Annotated in this window: 15 protein-coding genes; 2 read left to right on the forward strand and 13 right to left on the reverse strand. The window is 62.7% G+C overall.

All coding sequences use genetic code 11. From position 1 onward, the window contains the following. Window positions 1-15 precede the first annotated feature (15 nt). The 6 genes from G6N78_RS21775 to G6N78_RS21800 form a co-directional block, all read right to left on the reverse strand. Window positions 16-1,140: a glycoside hydrolase family 88/105 protein gene (locus G6N78_RS21775; protein ID WP_165223810.1), complete on the reverse strand. Its 1,125-nt coding sequence runs from the start codon at window positions 1,138-1,140 to the stop codon at window positions 16-18. Further along, complete coding sequence (pglA, locus tag G6N78_RS21780) at window positions 1,137-2,648, reverse strand: polygalacturonase PglA (protein ID WP_234906086.1); 1,512 nt, start codon at window positions 2,646-2,648, stop codon at window positions 1,137-1,139. The genes G6N78_RS21775 and pglA overlap by 4 nt, the downstream gene beginning before the upstream one ends. Window positions 2,649-2,715: 67 nt before the next feature. After that, a complete protein-coding gene (locus G6N78_RS21785) occupies window positions 2,716-3,975 on the reverse strand; it encodes an ABC transporter substrate-binding protein (protein WP_165223815.1) in 1,260 nt (419 codons plus the stop codon). A gap of 20 nt (window positions 3,976-3,995) precedes the next feature. After that, window positions 3,996-5,111 (reverse strand): ABC transporter ATP-binding protein, encoded by a 1,116-nt coding sequence (locus G6N78_RS21790; RefSeq protein ID WP_165223818.1) that lies wholly within the window; start codon window positions 5,109-5,111, stop codon window positions 3,996-3,998. A gap of 3 nt (window positions 5,112-5,114) precedes the next feature. After that, on the reverse strand, window positions 5,115-6,023 hold the full coding sequence (locus G6N78_RS21795; protein WP_165223821.1) for a carbohydrate ABC transporter permease: 909 nt from the start codon (window positions 6,021-6,023) through the stop codon (window positions 5,115-5,117). 4 nt (window positions 6,024-6,027) lie between these two features. Continuing rightward, window positions 6,028-6,912, reverse strand: coding sequence for a carbohydrate ABC transporter permease (locus tag G6N78_RS21800; protein ID WP_165223824.1), 885 nt, complete (start codon window positions 6,910-6,912; stop codon window positions 6,028-6,030). Between the two features lie 358 nt (window positions 6,913-7,270). Between G6N78_RS21800 and G6N78_RS21805 the strand changes: the two genes are divergently transcribed. Beyond that, window positions 7,271-8,209 carry a helix-turn-helix domain-containing protein gene (locus G6N78_RS21805; protein ID WP_165223827.1) on the forward strand — a complete coding sequence of 313 codons (939 nt, stop codon included), beginning with the start codon at window positions 7,271-7,273 and terminating at the stop codon, window positions 8,207-8,209. A 15-nt stretch (window positions 8,210-8,224) separates the two neighbouring features. Here the strand turns inward: G6N78_RS21805 and G6N78_RS21810 are convergent, their stop codons facing one another. The 6 genes from G6N78_RS21810 to G6N78_RS21835 form a co-directional block, all read right to left on the reverse strand. Then, window positions 8,225-9,025 carry a phosphodiesterase gene (locus G6N78_RS21810; protein ID WP_165223830.1) on the reverse strand — a complete coding sequence of 267 codons (801 nt, stop codon included), beginning with the start codon at window positions 9,023-9,025 and terminating at the stop codon, window positions 8,225-8,227. Window positions 9,026-9,099: 74 nt separating this feature from the next. After that, a complete protein-coding gene (locus G6N78_RS21815; RefSeq protein ID WP_165223833.1) occupies window positions 9,100-10,392 on the reverse strand; it encodes an ABC transporter substrate-binding protein in 1,293 nt (430 codons plus the stop codon). A gap of 38 nt (window positions 10,393-10,430) precedes the next feature. Continuing rightward, window positions 10,431-11,252 (reverse strand): carbohydrate ABC transporter permease, encoded by an 822-nt coding sequence (locus G6N78_RS21820; RefSeq protein WP_165223836.1) that lies wholly within the window; start codon window positions 11,250-11,252, stop codon window positions 10,431-10,433. Then, window positions 11,252-12,178 carry a carbohydrate ABC transporter permease gene (locus tag G6N78_RS21825; RefSeq protein WP_165223839.1) on the reverse strand — a complete coding sequence of 309 codons (927 nt, stop codon included), beginning with the start codon at window positions 12,176-12,178 and terminating at the stop codon, window positions 11,252-11,254. Before G6N78_RS21825 ends, G6N78_RS21820 begins: the two co-directional genes overlap by 1 nt. Then, window positions 12,175-13,320: an ABC transporter ATP-binding protein gene (locus G6N78_RS21830; protein ID WP_165223842.1), complete on the reverse strand. Its 1,146-nt coding sequence runs from the start codon at window positions 13,318-13,320 to the stop codon at window positions 12,175-12,177. Before G6N78_RS21830 ends, G6N78_RS21825 begins: the two co-directional genes overlap by 4 nt. Window positions 13,321-13,409: 89 nt before the next feature. Next, window positions 13,410-16,040, reverse strand: a complete 2,631-nt coding sequence (locus G6N78_RS21835; RefSeq protein ID WP_165223846.1) for an HAD-IC family P-type ATPase — start codon at window positions 16,038-16,040, stop codon at window positions 13,410-13,412. Between the two features lie 376 nt (window positions 16,041-16,416). On the opposite strand from G6N78_RS21835, the gene G6N78_RS21840 reads away from it, so the two are divergent. Continuing rightward, entirely contained in the window at window positions 16,417-18,381 is a 1,965-nt protein-coding gene (locus G6N78_RS21840; protein WP_165223849.1) for a S8 family peptidase, read from the forward strand. 31 nt (window positions 18,382-18,412) lie between these two features. Here the strand turns inward: G6N78_RS21840 and phnF are convergent, their stop codons facing one another. Further along, window positions 18,413-19,150: a phosphonate metabolism transcriptional regulator PhnF gene (gene phnF, locus G6N78_RS21845; protein WP_165223852.1), complete on the reverse strand. Its 738-nt coding sequence runs from the start codon at window positions 19,148-19,150 to the stop codon at window positions 18,413-18,415. Window positions 19,151-19,201 lie beyond the last annotated feature (51 nt).

Consider the following 19,201-nt stretch of genomic DNA (forward strand, 5'->3'; position numbering starts at 1 on the left):
CAGCCGGCCGGCCTGTCAGGCCACGGCTTCCCTTCGGGCGGATGTTGCGCGCTTTGCCAGCTCGCCTTCCGCATGGGCCATCATCAGCGGACCGACGCCCTTGATATCGTCATCGCGCAGCACCTCGGACAGATAATAGGCGGGCGTTCCATCGCGGTAATTGCCGTCGAAGCCGCCAAGTCCTGCGACGCAACAGATCTTCTGGAGCACCATGCGGCCCGAGGCGTCCGCTCCCATGGCGTTTTCCACAAGACTGGTCGCCGCGTCAGCGCCAACCTGTTGCATGGCCCCCTTGATGCCGAGCCGCGCAGCCTTCAGGAAGGCATAGGCGAACATCGCCGTCGCGGAGCTTTCCGCATAATTCCCTTTCAGCGACGGCTGGTCGATCACCTGCAGCCAGCGGCCATCCGTCGTGCGCAGGCCGGCAAGCACCGTCAGCAAAGCGGAGAAGCGTGCCGTCAGATCATCGCGCCCGGGCCCCGCCGGCAGCGTGACCACCATATCGACCATCGCCATGGCGAGCCAGCCGATGGAGCGTCCCCAGTGGGCCGGCGAAAGCCCGGTCTTCGGGTCTGCCCAGGCCTGCAGCCGCGCCTCGTCATACCCGTGACGATAGAGCCCGCTGGGAGGATCGAAGGTCAGGTTCAGGGCCGTCAGCATTTCAGCGAGCGCCTGCTCGCCAAGCTGCGGTTTTGCCGTGAGAGCGCCATACTCCAGCTTGAACGGCAGGGCCATATAGAGCCCGTCGAGCCACACCTGGTGGGGATACCGCAGCTTGTGCCAATGGGGACCCGCATTGATGCGTGGATGGGTCTGCAACTGCTTGGCCAGCAGATCGGCCGCCTTGCGATAGCGAAGATCGCCGGTCTTCGTGGCCAGATAGACGAGTGCGCGACCGGGCAGCACGTTGTCGATATTGTACTCGGTCATTGTATAGCCGGCGAGATTCCCGTCCGCATCCACCTGCCCGTCCACCAGCCGGGTCAGATGGCGCCACCAGCGATCTTCACCCGTCGCTTCGTGAAGCGCGATCAGGCCGCGATAGAGGCAGCCATCCTCGTAGCACCAGCTCCCGCCCTTGTAATAGCTGTAGTCCCGCGCGTAGGCGTCGAAATAATCGGTGAGGCTCGTCGTGGTCATACAGCAATACTCTGGGTGGCATGGGAAAGGTGAACGCCGGTGCGGCGGTCAAAGCCCGCGTTCTCGGCAATGATTCCGGCATGGCGCATCGGCTCGAAACCGCAGGCCATGTCCGGCACATCCGGCGGAGCATCCGGATCGAAACTGACCCGGTAGTTTTCGATGGTGATGCCGGTAATCGGCGCTTCGGGCAGGCCGTAGAAAGCGGCGGCGGCAACGCCGACATTGTTCGCCACGACGTCCCGGATCGTGATGCCGGAGATCTCAGGCGTTGCGTTGGTCACCGGCAGCGCCTGGCGCGACTGCACGTAGTCGGAGCGGCCATCGGCATCGCAGAAATAGAAGCTGTTGATGACGAGCGGCGTCGCAACGCGGTCCATGCGGCAGCCTTCCAGCAGGATGCGCTCCACCCGTCCGCCACGGCCACGGCGGGTCTTGACGCGCAGTCCGCGGTCCGTCTCGCTGAGTTCGCAGCGGCGCACCGTCACGTCGCGCACGCATCCGCTCATCTCGCTGCCGATGACGACGCCGCCATGGCCGCGCTCCATCCGGCAGTTTTCGACCGTGATCCGTTCGCAGGGCTGGTCCAGTCCGCCCTTCGGGTCCCGCTTGCCCGCCTTGATGGCGATGCAGTCATCTCCGACGGAAAAATGGATGCCGGCCAGAAGCACGTCGCGGCAACACTCGGGGTTCAAGCCATCGGTGTTGGGAGAATGGGGATCGTTCTGAATTGTCAGATCGGCGGCCAGTACATTGCTGCAGAACACCGGATGAATGGTCCAGGAGGGAGAATTACGCACCGTCAGGCCCGTCAGGGAAACGGTGTCACCATGCGAAAGGAACAGGGTGCGCGGGCGCCTTGCGTCATCGCGCGTCTCCTTGGGCCAGGTCCACCAGTCGCCGCGGTCGCCGCCACCGTCGATCGTGCCGGCACCGGTGATGGCGAGGTTGCGGCAATTAAGCGCGGTGATCAGGCTCGCAAAGCAGGATTCGGCCACGCCTTCCCAGGTGCCGAGCACCCGACCATCAACATGGCGCGCCGGCAGGATGGGATAGTGCGAGCGATCCGCATGGCCGGCCAGCTCGGCGCCTTCCTCCAGCAGCAGAACCATGTCGCTCTTCAGGAAGATCGGCCCACTGCGAAACACGCCCTGCGGGATCTTCAGCGTGCCGTGCGGCGGCAGTTGCTCGATGGCCGCCTGGATGGCCGCGGCGTTGTCGTCCGCCTCAGGCGAGGCTCCATAGTCGGTAATGTCAATCAGAACGCTTTCGGTCTTGGTCGAGAAGACGAGCCGCTCATCCCCAATGTCCAGCACATATCGCGTCTTTGGCTGCAGTCCGTGCAGGGTCATCACGACCTTGTTGGTCTCGCCATCGGCAACCACGCCACCATCCTGCGTGGAGAGCGTCCAGCCGGTCGTCTCTTTCAGGGAAAAACAGCTCTGATCCGCATCGAAACTGACGCTGGCGGTCCGGCTGGTCGCAGCCAGAAGCGCAAGGGTTGGCATTCCAAACTTCCTTGTCATGGGGCAGGACAAGCAGCCCCCGGCATGATCCGGGGGCTGCCAGTGGTCATCAGAACTTCTTCAGGACGTCGTTCACGCCATCGATGATCTGCTCGGCGGCTTCCTTGGAATCGAGCTGCTCGTAGGCATATTCCTCCAGCGTATCGAGGAAGACGGCGCGGATTTCCGGGTGCTCGTTGAGCGGTGACACCGTTGGGCCCGTGGCCTTCATGATGATGTCGTGCGCCGCCACGATCTGCGGTTCGATCTTACCGGCATCGGTCAGCATCTTCGCTGCGATCTTGCTGGCCGGCAGGCCGCGCGAGGTACCAAGTGCGGTGATGCCTTCCGGCTCGTTCAGCAGGCAGTTGACGATCTGGGCGGCGGCTTCCGGGTTTTTCGAGCGTTTGGAGATCGAGAACACCATGGACGGCTTGCGGTAGACCCCTTCCGTCTTGGCATCGGCATTCTTCAGGATGCCGACCGGCTGCAGAACCTGACCCTTCAGCGGATCGGCATATTTGGAGAAGGTCGAATCCCATTCATAGGAGCCCGAGATGCGGCCATCCGCCCATTTCGGGCTTTCGAAGAGATTGAGGTTACCCTCCGCCGCATTGTCCTTCTGCGACACGACGACGCCTTCGCTGACCATCTTGCCGTAGAAATCGATCGCCTTGGCGAGCTCTTCCTGCGTCCAGGCCACCTTTTTGGTTGCCGGATCGACCAGATCCTTGCCGGTGTTCTGCGTGGCATAGAGCGAGATCAGCAGCACCGCCGTCTCCTTGACTGCATTCATCGGATAGGCGTCAGGACCGGCCTTCGCCTTCAGCTGCTTGGCGGCGGCGAACAGTTCGTCCCAGGTTGTCGGAATGGCGACACCGGCCTTGTCCAGCGCGGTCTTGTTGAACATGAAGACGCGGCCGGTGGTGGAGACGGAAAGCCCGTTCAGCTTGCCGTTCATCGAGCCGGCCGCCAGTTCCTCCGGTGCCCACTGGCTGAGATCGATGATCTTGCTGTACTGGTTGAGATCGGCAAAACCGTCACCCTTGATCGAGAAGAGCGGCAGCCACGGCCAGTTGATCTGCATGATGTCGGCTTCGGTGCCGCCGGCGATCTGGGTCGTCACCTTTTCGAGATGGCCGTCCCAGCCGGTGAATTCGGCCGCGATCGTATGGCCGTGCTTTTCGCCGCAGGCCTTCAGCGCCGCTTGCGTTGCCTTGTGGCGGCTGTCACCACCCCACCAGGACATGCGCAGATCGGCGGCGGCCGCCGTTTGTGTGAGACTGGTCGCAGCGAGTGCCGTCGCCAGGAAAAGCTTCGTCAAAGTCATGTCATTCCTCCCGAACATGCTTAGTGGATATCGGCCAGGGAGACGTTCTCCCCGGTTTTCCGGTCGAAGAGATGCGCCGTCTCCTGGCTCGGGGCCAGGCGGACGACATCCCCGTTGATCTTGCTGCGGTCGTACTGCGTGGCAGACACCACCACGATCATCTGCTGCCCCTCGACATTGACGTAGAGGTAGACCTCATGGCCCATGAACTCGACATGCGAGACACGGCCAGCGAGAGCATTCGGCTCTTCGGCACCGACCAGGGTGAAGTGCTGCGGGCGAACACCGAAGGTGAGCGCCGACGCGATCGTCGGGCTCAATCGGTTCAATATCGCCGGTTCCAACGTCAGGCTTTGCGAGCCGATCGTCAGCGTGCTGCCGGAGAGGTTCGCATCCACGAGGTTCATTTCCGGGCTGCCGATGAAACCCGCGACAAAGGCATTGGCGGGGCGGTTGTAGAGCGTCACCGGATCGGCCACCTGCATGATGCGGCCTTCCTTCATCACGCAGATCCGGTCGCCCATGGTCATGGCTTCCGTCTGGTCGTGTGTGACGTAGACGACGGTGGACTGCAGGCCATCGGCCTTCAACTGCTTGTGCAGATCGGTGATGCGCACGCGCATCGAGGCACGCAGCTTGGCATCGAGGTTCGACAGGGGTTCGTCGAAGAGGAAGACCTGCGGCTTCTTGATCAGTGCTCGGCCGACGGCCACGCGCTGCGCCTGGCCACCGGAAAGCTGCTTCGGCAGTCGCTCAAGGTAATCGCCGATCTCCAGGATGTTGGAGACGTCGCGGGTCGCCTGCTCGATTTCGTCCGTGGGTCGGCGCTTCAGGCGAAGTCCGAAGGAGAGGTTCTTGCGCACCTTCATATGCGGATAAAGCGCATAGTTCTGGAACACCATGGCAATGCCGCGCTCGCCGGGCGCCCTGTCGTTGACGAGGTCGTCGCCGATGCGGATCTCGCCGCCGGTGACGCGTTCCAAACCGGCAATCATGCGCAGCGTCGTGGATTTTGCACATCCGGACGGGCCGACGAGCACCATGAACTCGCCATCGGCGACTTCGAGGTTGATCCCGTGCACGGCCCTGAAGCCGGCATAGTCTTTTTCGAGGTTTCTAAGCTGCAGACGAGCCATGACTTATCCTTTCACGCCACCGGCGGAGATGCCTTCGATGAAGTATTTCTGGGCTACGAAGAACACGATCAGCGCCGGCATGATGGTGAGCACCGACATGGCGAGGATCCGGTTCCACTCGAAGGCTTCGGTGGTATCGATGGAGAGTTTCAGCGCCAGCGACACGGGGAACTTGTCGACCGACGAGATGTAGATGAGCGGTCCGAGGAAGTCGTTCATGGTCCACATGAACTGGAAGAGGCAGACCGAGATGAGCGCCGGGATGAGCAGCGGCACGACGATGAAGATCAGCACCTGCCAGGTGTTGGCGCCATCGACGCGAGCCGCCTCCTCCATGTCGCGCGGGATGGCGCGCAGGAACTGTACGAGCATGAAGACGAAGAAGGCATCGCCCGCCAGGGCCGACGGCACCCAGAGCGGCAGGAACGTATCCAGCCAGCCGAGATCGCGAAACAGCAGGTATTGCGGAATGCGGGTGACCACATTCGGCAGAAGCAGGGTGGCGATCAGCGAGGCAAACAGGATCTTCTTGCCCGGAAATTCGAAGCGGGCGAACCCATAGGCCACCGCCGTGCAGGAGATTGCGGTGCCGATGATCTTCGGCACGACGATCAGGAAGGTGTTCCAGAAGAAATGTCCGAACGTGTAGGGCGTCGAGGTCTTCCAGCCGTTGACATAGCCGGAGGTGGTCGGCTCCTGCGGGATGAAGCCGGCGCCGGCGAAGATTTCCGAGTTCGGCTTGAACGAGGCACCGATCAGCCAGATCAGCGGGTAGAGCATCAGGAGGCCGACGAGCGTCAGCACGCCGTAGCGCAGGATCATGCTGACCGTATGGCGACGGCGCTGTGCCTTCAGGATGCGATCGGCCTCCTGGTCGGCGGCCAGATTTGGGGAAAGAACGTGATCGGCCATGGGATTAGCTCCTCTTGTCGCCGGCGTAATAGACCCAGTGGCGCGAGGACCAGAAGGCAATGACGGTGAGCACCATGATGATGACGAAGAGGACCCAGGCAATGGCCGAGGCATAGCCCATGTCGAAGCGCTTGAAGGCCTCCTCGTAGATGTAGAGCGGCAGGAGATAGGTGGATTTCAGCGGTCCGCCCTGGGTGATGATGTAGGGGCCGTTGAACTCCTGGAAGGCCTGGACCATCTGCATGATCAGGTTGAAGAAGATGACCGGCGTGATCAGCGGCATGGTGATGTGCCAGAAGGTCGAAAACTTGCCGGCGCCGTCGATCGAGGCCGCCTCGTAGAGCGACTTGTCGATGCTCTGCAGCGCCGCCAGGAAGATCACCATGGCCGAACCGAACTGCCACAGGCGCAAAAGCGTGATGGTGAAGAGCGCGTTGGTGGGATCGCCGAACCAGTTCACCGGTTCCAGGCCGATACCCTGCAGCGCCATGTTGACGATGCCGACATCGGCGAAGAGATAACGCCACATGACCGCGATCGCGATCGAGCCGCCGAGGATCGAGGGAACGTAGAAGGCGGTGCGGAAGAAATTGATGAACTTCAGCTTGTAGTTCAGGATGACGGCGATGAAGAGCGCAAAGGCGAGCTTCAGCGGCACGGTCGTGAACACATAGACCAGGGTGACCCACAGCGACTTGCGGAAGGTGCGGTCGCCGGTGAACAGCTTCCAGTAATTGTCGAGGCCGGTGAAGACCGGGGCGCTCATCAGGTTGTAATCGGTGAAGCTCAGGTAGAAGGACGCGGCAAACGGCAGCGCCGTGAACACCATGAGCCCGAGGATATAGGGCGACAGATAGATGAGCCCGAGGAAGCGGTTGTCTCCGCTCATGCGGCAACTCCATTGTGATCATGCAGCGGACGGGACAGAGATGCATTCATCCGGAGCATGTCATACATATTTGGGTGATGATCGGCGCCGTGCACACACGAGGGATGCGCACTTAACGACATTGACGCCGCAATCGCGGGTCGTGATCTCAGGGCCGCCGCAGCCGATTTCAGGATTTCCGATTTGTGCATCTTGGTATCGCGGCAAAGCCGGCAGGTAGACACGTTCGTGCATCGCCTCCACCCAGCTTTGCCTTGCTCCTCCCATTGAACAGGCGATGGAGCTGGTGTTTTCCATCGTTGCGGGCTACTATCTTCCGCAGTCGAGGAGAAGAGAATAGAGGCTTCCGGACAAAAAGATGGATAAAAACGAACAAGGTCCACTGGCCGCCATTCCGGTTCAGGCGCTCAATCTCACCCTCACCCGCTCCACCATCAAGATGCTGCACTCGCCGACCTGGCGAATCGACAAGACCAACTCCGTGCACGATCTTGTCATATGTCTTACAGGATCGGCCGAGTATGAGATTGCCGGCGAAAGGCTGACCATGGAGCCCGGCCACGCCCTGTTGATCGAGGCCGGGACCCGTTTTGTCGGACGCGCCACTTCCACCGACCTCTACACCGGCTTCGCCCAGCATTTCACACTGGATGTCTTCGGCCGTGTGGATCTCATCTCGCAGATGGAATTGCGCCGCGCCGTGCGCCTGCCCCGCTGGGACATGCTGCAGCAGATGGCCCGCCATTACCGGGAAAGCGTGCCTCTATCCTCCACAACGCTCGCGCAGCACCATCTCTTCATGGTTTTCCTCATCGAATACATCGAAGCCGCCTTCCTCGGTTGGCGGCAGCAGCAGGAGGCAAGCGTCGACAATCCGGATGCGCTGTCGCTCGCCGTGATGGTGGCCGCAAGCCGCATCGCCGCCGATCCGCTGGATGACGGCATCGTGCCGAAGGTGCTGGGCTCGGTGCCCTACAATCAGGATTATTTCCGCCGCGTCTTCCGCCGGCAGGTCGGCCTGACGCCGACGAAGTACCAGGAATTCAAGCGCATGGAGCGGGCGATGGGGCTGCTCGCCGGCGGGCGCTCCGTCAAGCAGACCGCCGCTGTCGTGGGCTACAGCGACAGCTATTACTTCTCCCGCATGTTCAAGCACTACATCGGGGTGAGCCCGGCAGGCTACAAGGCCGCCGAGAAACGGCATCGCGACGGCCAGTTTCCACGCGGCGAGGAGGACGGGCTGGTGGTCTACCCCGTCCTCTCGCGCAACCGCGATGCCGAGGACGATGCCGCCTGAGAGGGCAAGCCCGTCTCAGGGGCCGTCGCAGATGATCGCCCGGCCGGTGGAAATCTCGCCGACCTCCGCACCATAGGCGCGGAACCCCTGTTCATCGAGCCTGATGATCCGGTAGCACGGGTTGCCGCCGGTCCAGAGCGGATCGGGCGCATCGAGATCGGTGATGAACCGGTGGGCGCAGGCCTGGCCGGAGCTGAAGGCAATGCCCTCAACGCTGGTCCCGGCGAGCGGTACATGAATATGCCCGAAGACGATATGGCGGATGCCGCCCGGATGTACCGAAAGACGCTGCATCAGCCGCCCCTCGTCATGCATGCCGATCTTCTCAAAATGCCCGATGCCGCAGTCCATCGGCGGATGATGGATGAAGACGGTTACCGGCTCATCACCGGCCCCCGCCAGCGCACTGTCGAGCCAAACCATCCGGTCCTCGCCATAATGGCCGCCGATCACGCCCGGCTGATGGCTGTCGAGGAACAGCAGGCGGCCGAAGGGCGTGTCGAGATGCGACTGGATGAAACCGTTCTGGTCCACGGGATGATTGGGAAACGCCGCCCGGAAATTTGCCCGGTCGTCGTGGTTGCCCAGCAGCAGGCGCATCTCGAAGGGTACCGGCGCCAGGATTTCCTTCAGCAGCGCATAGGCTTCGGGATCGCCAAAATTGCAGAGATCACCGGTCATGATGCCGAGATCCGCGTCGGCATGTTTTTCGACGATATCGGCAATCGCGGCACGCAACTGCTGCTCGGGATCGACGCCGTTGACGGTGACGCCGGAGGGCATCAGGTGCGTGTCGGTGATCTGGATGATTTTCATGGTGTCACTCGTTTCGTCCAATAAGAGTGCGGGGCCGCGAGGGCCCCGCAACAACAAGCCTGGCAAGGCTTGGCTTATTTCATCAGGGCGTTGGTCTGCTCGACGATCTGCTTCAGACCGGCTTCCGGCGAAACTTCGCCGCGCATGACGGTGCCAATGATGTCGCGCTGGGTGCGCCAGATGCGAACAGAATCACCACCCGGATACCCGGCCCAGGGAAGCGAACGGTCAGCCTGCAGCGAGGCGGTCTTCACATTCGGATGCTCGACGTAGTAGGGCTCGAGATAGTTCGGGCCGGTGGCGAGCTTGTTGGTCGGCAGGTAGCCGGTGATGCGGACGATGGTGTTCTGCGCTTCCGGACCGGTGATCCACTTCAGATACTTCCAGGCAGCATCCTGCTTGGCCTTGTCCTGCGTCAGGATGACGGCGGAATTGCCGCCGGTCGGCACGCCGCCGTTTTCCTTGTCTTCCAGCGGGAAGGTTGCCGTCTTCAACGGGAAGCGGTTGCCGACGAGACCTTCGATGGTCTGCACATGGGCTGGCGTCGAGAAGATGAAGCCGGTGAGGCCGGCGCCGAATTGCTGGCGCGACTGGTCCCAATCGAGCAGGTTCTGGCCACCTTCGGTGACGAACTGGCGCGTCAGCTTCAGAGCGTTGAGGCCGATCTCGTTGTTGAAGGCAACGGTCTTGGTGGCGGGATCCACCAGCTTGCCGCCCTGCTGGAAGATCAGCGCCTGCCACAGCCAGTCATCCGGCCAGCCGTTGATGTCATAACCCATGCCGGCGATCTTCGGATCAAGGGCGTGGATCTTTTTGGCAAGCTCGATGAGGCCGCCAAAGGTCTTCGGCATGTTGTCCGGGTCACCGCCGGCCTTCTTCACCAGATCGGCATTGATATACATGATCGGCGAGGAGGCATTGACCGGCAGGCCGTACTGCTTGCCATCGATCTGACCGAGTGCGGCCATCTTCGGCGAATAGTTCTTGTCGAGGAAGGCCTTGCCGCCTTCGGCCTCGATTAACGGCGTCAGATCCGTGATCTGCTGGCGCGGTGCGAGCGTGTGCACCAGCTCTGCCGTCAGGTTGTATCCGGAGAAATAAACGTCCGGCAGACTGCCGGTGACAGCCGCGCGCAGCACCTGCTGCTGGCCTTCGTTATAACCGGCGGCGGGCGCCAGGAAGCTGATATTGATGCCCGGGTTGTTCTTCATGAATTCATCGGCGAGCGGCTGATGGAATTTGGTGAAGCCCGGCAGGTTGTAGAGCACGTTCAGCGTGATCTCGTCCGCCAGAACGGGCTTGGTTACGCCGGCAAAGGCGAGAGAGGCCATCAGGCCGCTCATCAGGGTGCGTCGGTTGAGTTTCATGGGTCATCTCCAGGGGTCTTGGGAGGGGGTGGAAAGGTTTACTTGACGCCGGTCATGGTGATGCCGGCGATGAAGTGACGACGGGCGAGCAGGAAACAGACGAGCATGGGCGCGGTGATGAGGGCGGCACCGGCCATCAGCGCGCCGTAGTTCGCGCCGGATTCGACATCTGAGAAGAACAGCATGCCGAGCGGCGGCGGCGCGAGGTTGATGTCGGTGACAACGATCATCGGCCAGTAGAGATCGTTCCAGTGGGCGACGACCGAGAAGACCGAAAAGGCGGCCAGCGAAGGCAAGGAGCCGCGCAACACCAGCCCCCAGCAGATCTCCATCTCGGAAAAGCCGTCCATGCGCGCCGCCTCGATGATCTCGTCCGGGTAGCTGCGGAAGGACTGGTGGAAGAGGAAGATGGCAAAGACCGAGAGAAAGAACGGCGCCATCATCGCAAAATAGGTGTTGAGAAGTTCAAGCTTGGCAAGCCCGACGAACAGCGGCAGCGCCAGCGCCTGGATCGGCACGCAGAGCGCGGCGATCACCAGGGTCAGCAGCAGCTTGCGGCCAGGGAATTTCAGCTTTGCCAGAGCATAGGCAGCCGGCACCGCTGTCAGCACCTGCACGATCAGGATGCCGACGCAGACGATCACGCCGTTCAGCATGAAGCGCGCCATCGGCACCTGATTGGCGGCACGGGCATAATTTTCCGCCGCATCAAAAGCCTTCGGTATCGGCCAGAGCGACACGTCGAAGATTTCCGCCGGTGAGCGGATGGAGGTCAAAAACATCCAGTAGAAGGGCAGCAGCACCACGAAGGCGCCGGCGGCCAGCACGAGGTTCGGCAGGAAAGCGCGAAAGCGAGCCATCAGTAGTGCACCTTCCGGTCAAGATGGACGGTCTGGCCGATCGACAGGATCAGGATGATGACGAGGAAGATCAGCGTGAGGGCCGCGGCATAACCGGTGTTCGAGTATTCGAAACCTTCGAGATAGAGATCGAAGAGCAGGGTTTCCGAGCCGAACCGCCCCTTGGTCAGCACCGCCACCGTCTCGAAGACCTTGAAGGCGGAGATGGAGGTGGTGACAACGACGAAGAGCGTCGTCGGCCCCAGCATTGGCCAGGTCACGGTCAGGAAGCGGTCGATCGGGTTCTTCGCGCCATCCAGGCGGGCCGCCTCGTATAGATCCTTCGGGATCGCCGTCAGGCCGGCGAGGAACAGCACCATGTTGAAACCCAGCACCTGCCACACGCCGATCATCGCCATGGTGGGGATCAGGAGGACAGGATTAGACAGGAAGGAGACCGGCTCGAAACCGAACCACTTGATGGCGGCGTTCACCGGACCGATCGACGGATGCAGCAGGAACTGCCAGACGGTCACCATCGCCACCAGCGTGGCGGTGACCGGCAGGAAATAGGCCGCCTCCCAGAAGCCACGGCTGCGCTTGCGGCCATAGACCAGAAGCGCCACGCCGAGCGCCAGGAACACGCCGAGCGGAATGACGATGACGGCATAGATCACGGTGTTCTTCAGCGAGCGCAGGAAGACCGGATCGCTGAAGGCGTGGGCAAAGTTGTCGAGGCCGATGAAGCGGATCGACAGCGCGCCCAGTTGGTAGTCGGTGACGGAAAAGACCGCCAGCACCAGGATCGGGATGATATAGATCGCCGCCAGCAGCAGGCAGGCCGGCGCGACGAAGACGAGCGCGCGCCACATCATACGCCGTTCGGTGCTGGACCGCCGGGTATGCGTAACCTCGACGGGGGCGTCCATGTCCAGGGCGACCGTCATGCCGCTGCCCTCTCTGTCAGCGAGGTGGCGATCCGTGCCTCATCTGCCCCGAAGAGATGCGCCCGGTCGCTCGCAAAGGAAACGCGGATCACGCCATCGGCATCGGCGGCAAGCTGTTCGCCCGCCGGAAGCCTGAGCGTCTGCACCTGGCGCTCATCCGCCAGAAGATGCCCGTGCACGAAGCGATCGGCCCCATGCATTTCGGTCCGGAACACCCGCAGCGGCAGGCCTTCACCGCTGATCGTCAGATCCTCGGCGCGCAGGCCAAGCGTGGCGGGACCCGCATGACGAGCCGGCACCTGCAGGCCTAGCGGCTTGCCGAGAAGGGACACGCCGCCATCAGCGCCGATCTCGACCGGCAGGAGATTGATCGAGGGCGTGCCGATGAAGCGGGCCACCGTCAGCGTCGCCGGCTGACCATACAATTCGTCCGGGGTGCCCAGCTGTTCGATCCGCCCTTCGCTCATCAGTGCGATGCGGTCCGACATCGTCATCGCCTCGACCTGATCATGCGTGACATAGATGAAGGTGGCCCCGAGGCGCCGATGCAGGGCTGCCAGTTCGTCGCGCATATGGGCGCGTAGCTTGGCATCGAGATTGGAGAGCGGCTCGTCCATCAGGAAGGCGGCAGGCGAGCGCACGAGCGCCCGGGCAAGCGCCACGCGCTGGCGTTGGCCGCCGGAAAGCTGGGCGGGCTTGCGATCCAGAAGATGGGCGATCTGCAGCGTTTCCGCCGCCTGCATCACGCTCGCCTCGATCTCCCGGAGTACCTCGGATGACGAGGCCATCCGCCCGACGAGCGCCAAGCGGGCAGCCAGCGACAGCCGGCGCATGCGAAGCGGGGTCGCGATGTTCTGGCGCACGCTCATGTGCGGATAAAGCGCGTAGGACTGGAAGACCATCGCCAGGTTCCGGTCGCTCGGATCGACATCCGTCACATCTGTGCCGCCAATCGACACCCGGCCGCGATCGGGCCGTTCCAGCCCGGCAATGATGCGCAGAAGCGTTGACTTGCCGCAGCCGGACATGCCGACGAGGGACAGAAACTCGCCCGGACGCACGGAGAGATCGATGGTTTTCAACACGTCATCCGCGCCGAAGCCTTTGCCGATACCGGTGAGATCGAGAGATTGTGGTGACATGCGGCGCTCCTTTATCGGAACGCCTCATGGGGCCGGCTCGTGACAGACAGACGACGCTTTTGAGAAACTTCGATGACAACCCGCAGCGTTCAGCCGTGAGGTCTGGCTGCCGCCTTTCGCAATCCGAGCCTGATCTGCTTTTCCAGTTCGATCACGGCAAAGAAGACCACGCCTGCGGCCAGGATCAGCAGACCATCGGCAAACGGCACCGCCTGCGTGCCGAACACGGCTTGCAAGGCGGGTACATAGGTGACCGAAAACTGTGCGATCGTGACCGTCGCGATGACGATCCACACCACCCGTGTGCCGCGGATCGCGGCAAAGGTGAGCGAGGTCGTGTGAATGTTGCGGATGAAGAACAGCTGGGCAATTTCCAGCACGACGATCGTATTCATCGCCATGGTCTGGGCAAGATCCAGCGGGTAACCGCGATCGAGCGCATACTGCAGGATACCGAAGACGGCGGCGAGGAACAGTACGCCGACGAGAAGCACATGCCAGACCAGCGTGCCCGTGAGCAGCGGTGCAGACCGTGGCCGCGGCGGGCGGCTCATCGTTTCCGCCTCGGTCGGTTCGAAGGCAAGGGCAAGACCAAGCGTCACCGCCGTAATGAGGTTGATCCACAGGATCTGGACCGCTGTCACGGGAAGTGCGAGGCCGGCGAGCAGCGCCAGAACCACGACGAAGGCTTCCCCCGCATTGGTCGGCAGTGTCCAGCTGATCACCTTCTGCAGATTGTCATAGACGGTGCGGCCCTGGCGAACGGCAGCGGCGATGCTGGCAAAATTGTCATCCGTCAGCACCAGATCCGCGGCTTCCTTGGCGGCTTCCGAGCCTTTCAGCCCCATGGCAACGCCGACATCGGCGCGCTTCAGGGCCGGCGCATCGTTGACACCGTCGCCGGTCATGGCAACCGTCAACCCCCGCGCCTGCAGCGCCGTGACCAGCCGCAGCTTGTGCTCCGGGCTGGTGCGGGCAAAAATGTCCACATCCACCACCTCGTTGGACAGCTGCGCATCGTCGAGACGGTCGAGATCGGCGCCGGTAAGGACACGCTGGGCGTTCTCGAGGCCGATCTGGGAAGCAATGGCCGCTGCCGTGCCGGCATGATCACCGGTGATCATCTTGACGCGGATGCCCGCTGCCCGGCACTCGGCCACGGCCGCGATGGCTTCGGCACGCGGAGGATCGATCAGACCGACTAGGCCGAGGAAGGAGAGGCCTGCTGTCACCGCGTCATGATCGAGCTTGTGCCCTTCTATCTGTTTTTCCGCCAGCGCCAGAACCCGAAGGCCCCGCTTTGCCATTTCGTCCGCACGACCGTGCCAGAAGACGGGATCGATGCCGGTGCACATGGCGAGCACCCGCTCCGGCGCGCCTTTCACCAAGACATGCCCCCCGTTCGAAGCACCGATCAGAACCGCCATGAACCGATGGCGCGGATCGAAAGGGATGGTGTCCAGCCGTTCTTCCGCGCCGTGTTCGCCTCCGGCTGCCTTGCTTGCGAACGCCAGAAGCGCTCCTTCCATCGGATCGCCTTCAACGCTCCAGTGGCCGTCGCGCTGAATGAGCGCCGCGTCGTTGCACAGGGCTGCCGCCCTACCGAGGGACGAAAGGTCGCCGGCGGGATGAAGAGAGCCCTGCGGCGCATAACCTTCACCCCGGATTTCGAAGCGGCCGGCGGGCGTCTCGGCGGCCGCCACCACCATCTCGTTGCGGGTGAGCGTGCCGGTCTTGTCCGTGCAGATGACGGAGACCGAACCGATCGCCTCGATCGCCGGCAGGTGCCGGACGATGGCATTGCGCCCGGCCATCGCCTGAACGCCGATCGCAAGTGTAATGGTCATCACCGCCGGCAGGCCTTCGGGAATGGCGGCGACCGCAACCCCGACGACCACCAGAAAGACCTCGTTGAAATCCCGGTGGCCGAGGAAATAGGCATAGGCAAGAAGCAGAGCCGACACGAGAAGGATGAGGAAGGACAGCCAGCGGGCGAAATGATCCATCTGCTCGACGAGCGGCGTGGTCAGCTGCTCCACCTTTGACAGCAGCCCGCCAATGCGGCCGATTTCGGTGGCGCTGCCGGTTGCCGTCACCAGCCCCTTGGCCGTCCCTTGCGTGACCAGCGTGCCCGACCAGAGCATGGAGCGACGATCTGCCAGCGGCGCATCGGCCGCCACCGGATGCACCGCCTTGCCGACCGGCACGGATTCACCCGTCAGGATCGCCTCCTGCGCGGACAGGCCATAAGACTGCAGCAGGCGAAGATCCGCCGGCACCTTGTCGCCGGCCTCCAGAAGCACGATGTCGCCGGGTACGAGGTCAGCGCCATCAATGTTCTGGCGGCGCCCCTGCCGCAACACGGCGGCCCGGGGTGCCAGCATGTTGCGGATGGCGGCCATCGCCGCTTCGGCCTTTCCCTCCTGCAGGTATCCGATGATCGCATTGACGATGACGACGGTGAGGATGACGCCGGTATCCACCCAGTGCTGGAGCAGCGCGGTCACCAGCGCCGCGCCCAAAAGGACGTAGATCAGCACATTGTGGAACTGCTTCAGGAAGCGCATCACGGCACTGGATTTTTCCGGCTCCGGCAGACGGTTCGGCCCGTGAATGCCTCTGCGGCGCGCCGCCTCTTCATGCGACAGGCCGTCCGGCGTGGCATTAAGGGCGGTGAGGCAGGCATCTGGATCGAGACCGTGCGGATGCGCGATGGTCAAGGGCTTGCTCCTCTTGGCGTGATCAGGCAGCGGTCAAAGTGACGCCTGTGACGGGCCATCGGCGGCCAACACGGCAACACGGGGACAGCCTCCTGCGGATTACCTTCAGTTCTGCCTGGCAGAGTGCCCATCGCATTGATCCGCATCAAGACGAGCACCTGCGGCTCTCCCGCCCCCCCAAATGTCGATCTGAGACGCCAGGACAAGAAGTGGCCGTTTTTGCACCGGGTGTGAGACGGCGGGAATAACGGCGATCCGGTGCTCGCTGGTAGATTTGTCTGGGGATGGGAAAGGAATGCCTGCGGTTCGCGCTGCGCGAACCGCAGGCATTTCGTCCGCCTCGCCACACCATGTCGTTACCCTTTGAAAGACCCATATGAAACCGACGCATCGCCGCATTCTTGCCAGTTCCGCCTTCAGTCTCGTGCTTTGCTCCAGCGCCCTCGCCCAGGATTTCCAACGGGAGTTCGACAACCAGTGGGGCCTCAAGATGATCGGTATCGACAAGGCGCTTGAAAAGGGCCTGGACGGAAAGAATGTCCTCGTTGGCATCACGGACAGCGGACTGCAGGTGGGAAGCGCACTGCATCCCGAACTGGTGGGACGTTACCGTGGGCTTGGCATCGATGGCACGGGCGAAGGCCTGACAGATGTGGAGGGCCATGGCACCCACGTGGCCGGCATCATCGCGGCCAATCGCGATGGCCAAGGCGTGGTGGGCGTAGCATCGGGCGCGGAGATCGTCCCCTTGCGGATCACCTTTGCCTCCGATGAAGCCTATGCCACCGCTCTTCAGAAGACGCTCCGCTATGGGCTCGATCAAGGCGTTCGCATTTTCAACGCCTCCTTCGGCTATTCCGGTCCGATCGCGGACTATGCCGGCTACATCACCGACCCTGAAACGGCGCCCGAAATCGCCCTCTACCGGCAGCTCGTCCAATCGGGCGGGGTGATGGTCTTTGCCGCGGGGAATGATGGTTTCGGCTATCCGTCGGTGCAGAGTTTCTACCCGCTCTATTTTCCGGAACTCACCCCCGGCTGGATGACGGTCGTTGCCGTCAACTCGGAAGGTCGGCTTGCCAGCTATTCACAGGCCTGCGGCGGCGGGGTGAAGGCTTATTGCGTCGCCGCACCCGGCGGGGATGACAATGCCGGCGCCGCAGGGTTTATCGAATCCACCTTCCTCGATGGAACCTATGCCGGTCTCGCCGGAACCTCCATGGCCGCACCGCATGTCACCGGTGCGCTGGCGATCGCCAGGCAGCTTTATCCCAATGCCTCATACCAGCAGCTGGCCCAGCTGGTGTTCCAGACCTCGACGGATATCGGCGCGGCCGGCCTCGACGACGTCTATGGCTGGGGCCTGCTGAATGTTGGCAACATGGTCGCCACCCAATCGCCGGAGGCAGGCGCCCTCTACGCCCAGTCCCTCTGGTCGCACGGCATGACGCTCGACCGCGTCGGTGACGCCGTGGAAGGACGCTCGACGCTCGATGCGCCTGACCGCTCCGGCTTCTGGTTCACGCCTTTGGGCTCCAAGGCCGATCTTTCGCTCGGCAGTGCGGGACTGTCCGGGCGCTACACGATGGGCGGGTTCGTCGGCGGGGTGGACTATGCGCTGGATGACCGATGGTCCCTCGGTTTGGCCTTTGGATATAGTCGTTCCACATTCAAGGGTGATAACGGCAATCGGACGGACGATTCGTCCTACCATGTCGCTCCCTCCGTTTCTTTCGAAGGCGAGGGTCTCTTCGCCGATGCAACGCTCGGAGCAAGCGTCTTCAACACGAGCATGCAGCGGAAGACCGTGCCCGGCATGGCCGGGACCGTGCTCGGCAATGCCGGCCTGAATATCACGAACGACCAGGACGACCGGGCGTTGTGGGCCATGATGCGCGCAGGCGTTACCGTCAGACACGACGGGCTCAGGGCTTCGCCCTATCTCTATGGTCGCGCCGCCCACTATCGGCTGGGCGCCATCAACGAGAGCGGAACCGGGCTCCTGGGCCTCAAGGATGGATCCGAAATCGCCAATCAGGCGGAACTGGGTGTTGGCATCAAACTGAGCATGACGGATCTCGCGGTGCAGAACATGGCACTGACGCCGTCCCTCGATGTCTCTTATGGACGACGCTTTGGTGACATCGACCGCTCCGTCGAACTCCTCGGCTCATCGATCGAGAGTACTGTCGATGCCGGTCGCAACCGCTTCCGGATCGGCGCGGAACTGCTGCTGACGCAGGAAAGTTCGCCTTTCGAAGGCACGGTGAGCTACCATGCCGATATCAGCGAGGCCGTGGTGGGTCATACCCTATCCGCACATCTGGAGTTCAGGTTCTGAGGCCGTCCTCCGGTCTCCAGCCTACCGCCGGTCAATTGCGGATCGTGAACTGCACCCGGTCCGCCGGGAAGCGGGTGATGGAATACTGGATTGGCAAGCCGTCCAGATCGGTGTTCAGCGCCCGCGTGACGAGAACGATCGCCCCCGGCGTCAGGCCGAGTTCGGTGACGTCATCCGGTTCGGCGTGGACGGCGGAAATCTCGGTCACGTCGCGCAGATAGTCCGGCACGCCGCAGGCCTGCAGCGCCAGCGTGATCGATTGCGTGCGTCCGAACGCATCTTCGATACCGGCGAAACGATCGGCCGGAAACCAGGAGGTTCCGCGCGAGAGGGCGCGGCCATCGGCGCTTCTCACCGATTCCAGGCGTCGGACGAGGCTGCCGGGGTCGATCTTCAGCCAGCGCGCCACCTCGGCTCCGGCCGGTTCGATCTCGGAAGCCAGCAGCCGGCCGGCAAGGTCGCGCGCCTGATCGCCGATGCCTTGGGTGAAGCGGGTGCGGCGGCTGATGGGAAAGTGGAATTTGTCGCGCCGCTTGATCAGCGTGCCGCGCCCCTGTTCCGCCCGGACGATACCTTCCTGGGCCAATGCGGAGAGCGCCGCCCGGACGGTGTGCCGATTGACGCAAAAAATCTCCGCCAGCTGGGTTTCTGGCGGCACCTTGCCGGTCTCGTCATACTCTCCCGCCGCAATGCTGGCCCGGATCCTGTCCGCAATCTGCCGCCACATGGCGACACCCTTCTGCCGCTGCATCATTGCCTGCCCTGTCACACCCTTGTCATGCCCTGCGATTACACATACAGTAAATTGTATGGTTGTCTA

The organism is Allorhizobium pseudoryzae (genome assembly GCF_011046245.1).
Lineage (GTDB): Bacteria > Pseudomonadota > Alphaproteobacteria > Rhizobiales > Rhizobiaceae > Neorhizobium > Neorhizobium pseudoryzae.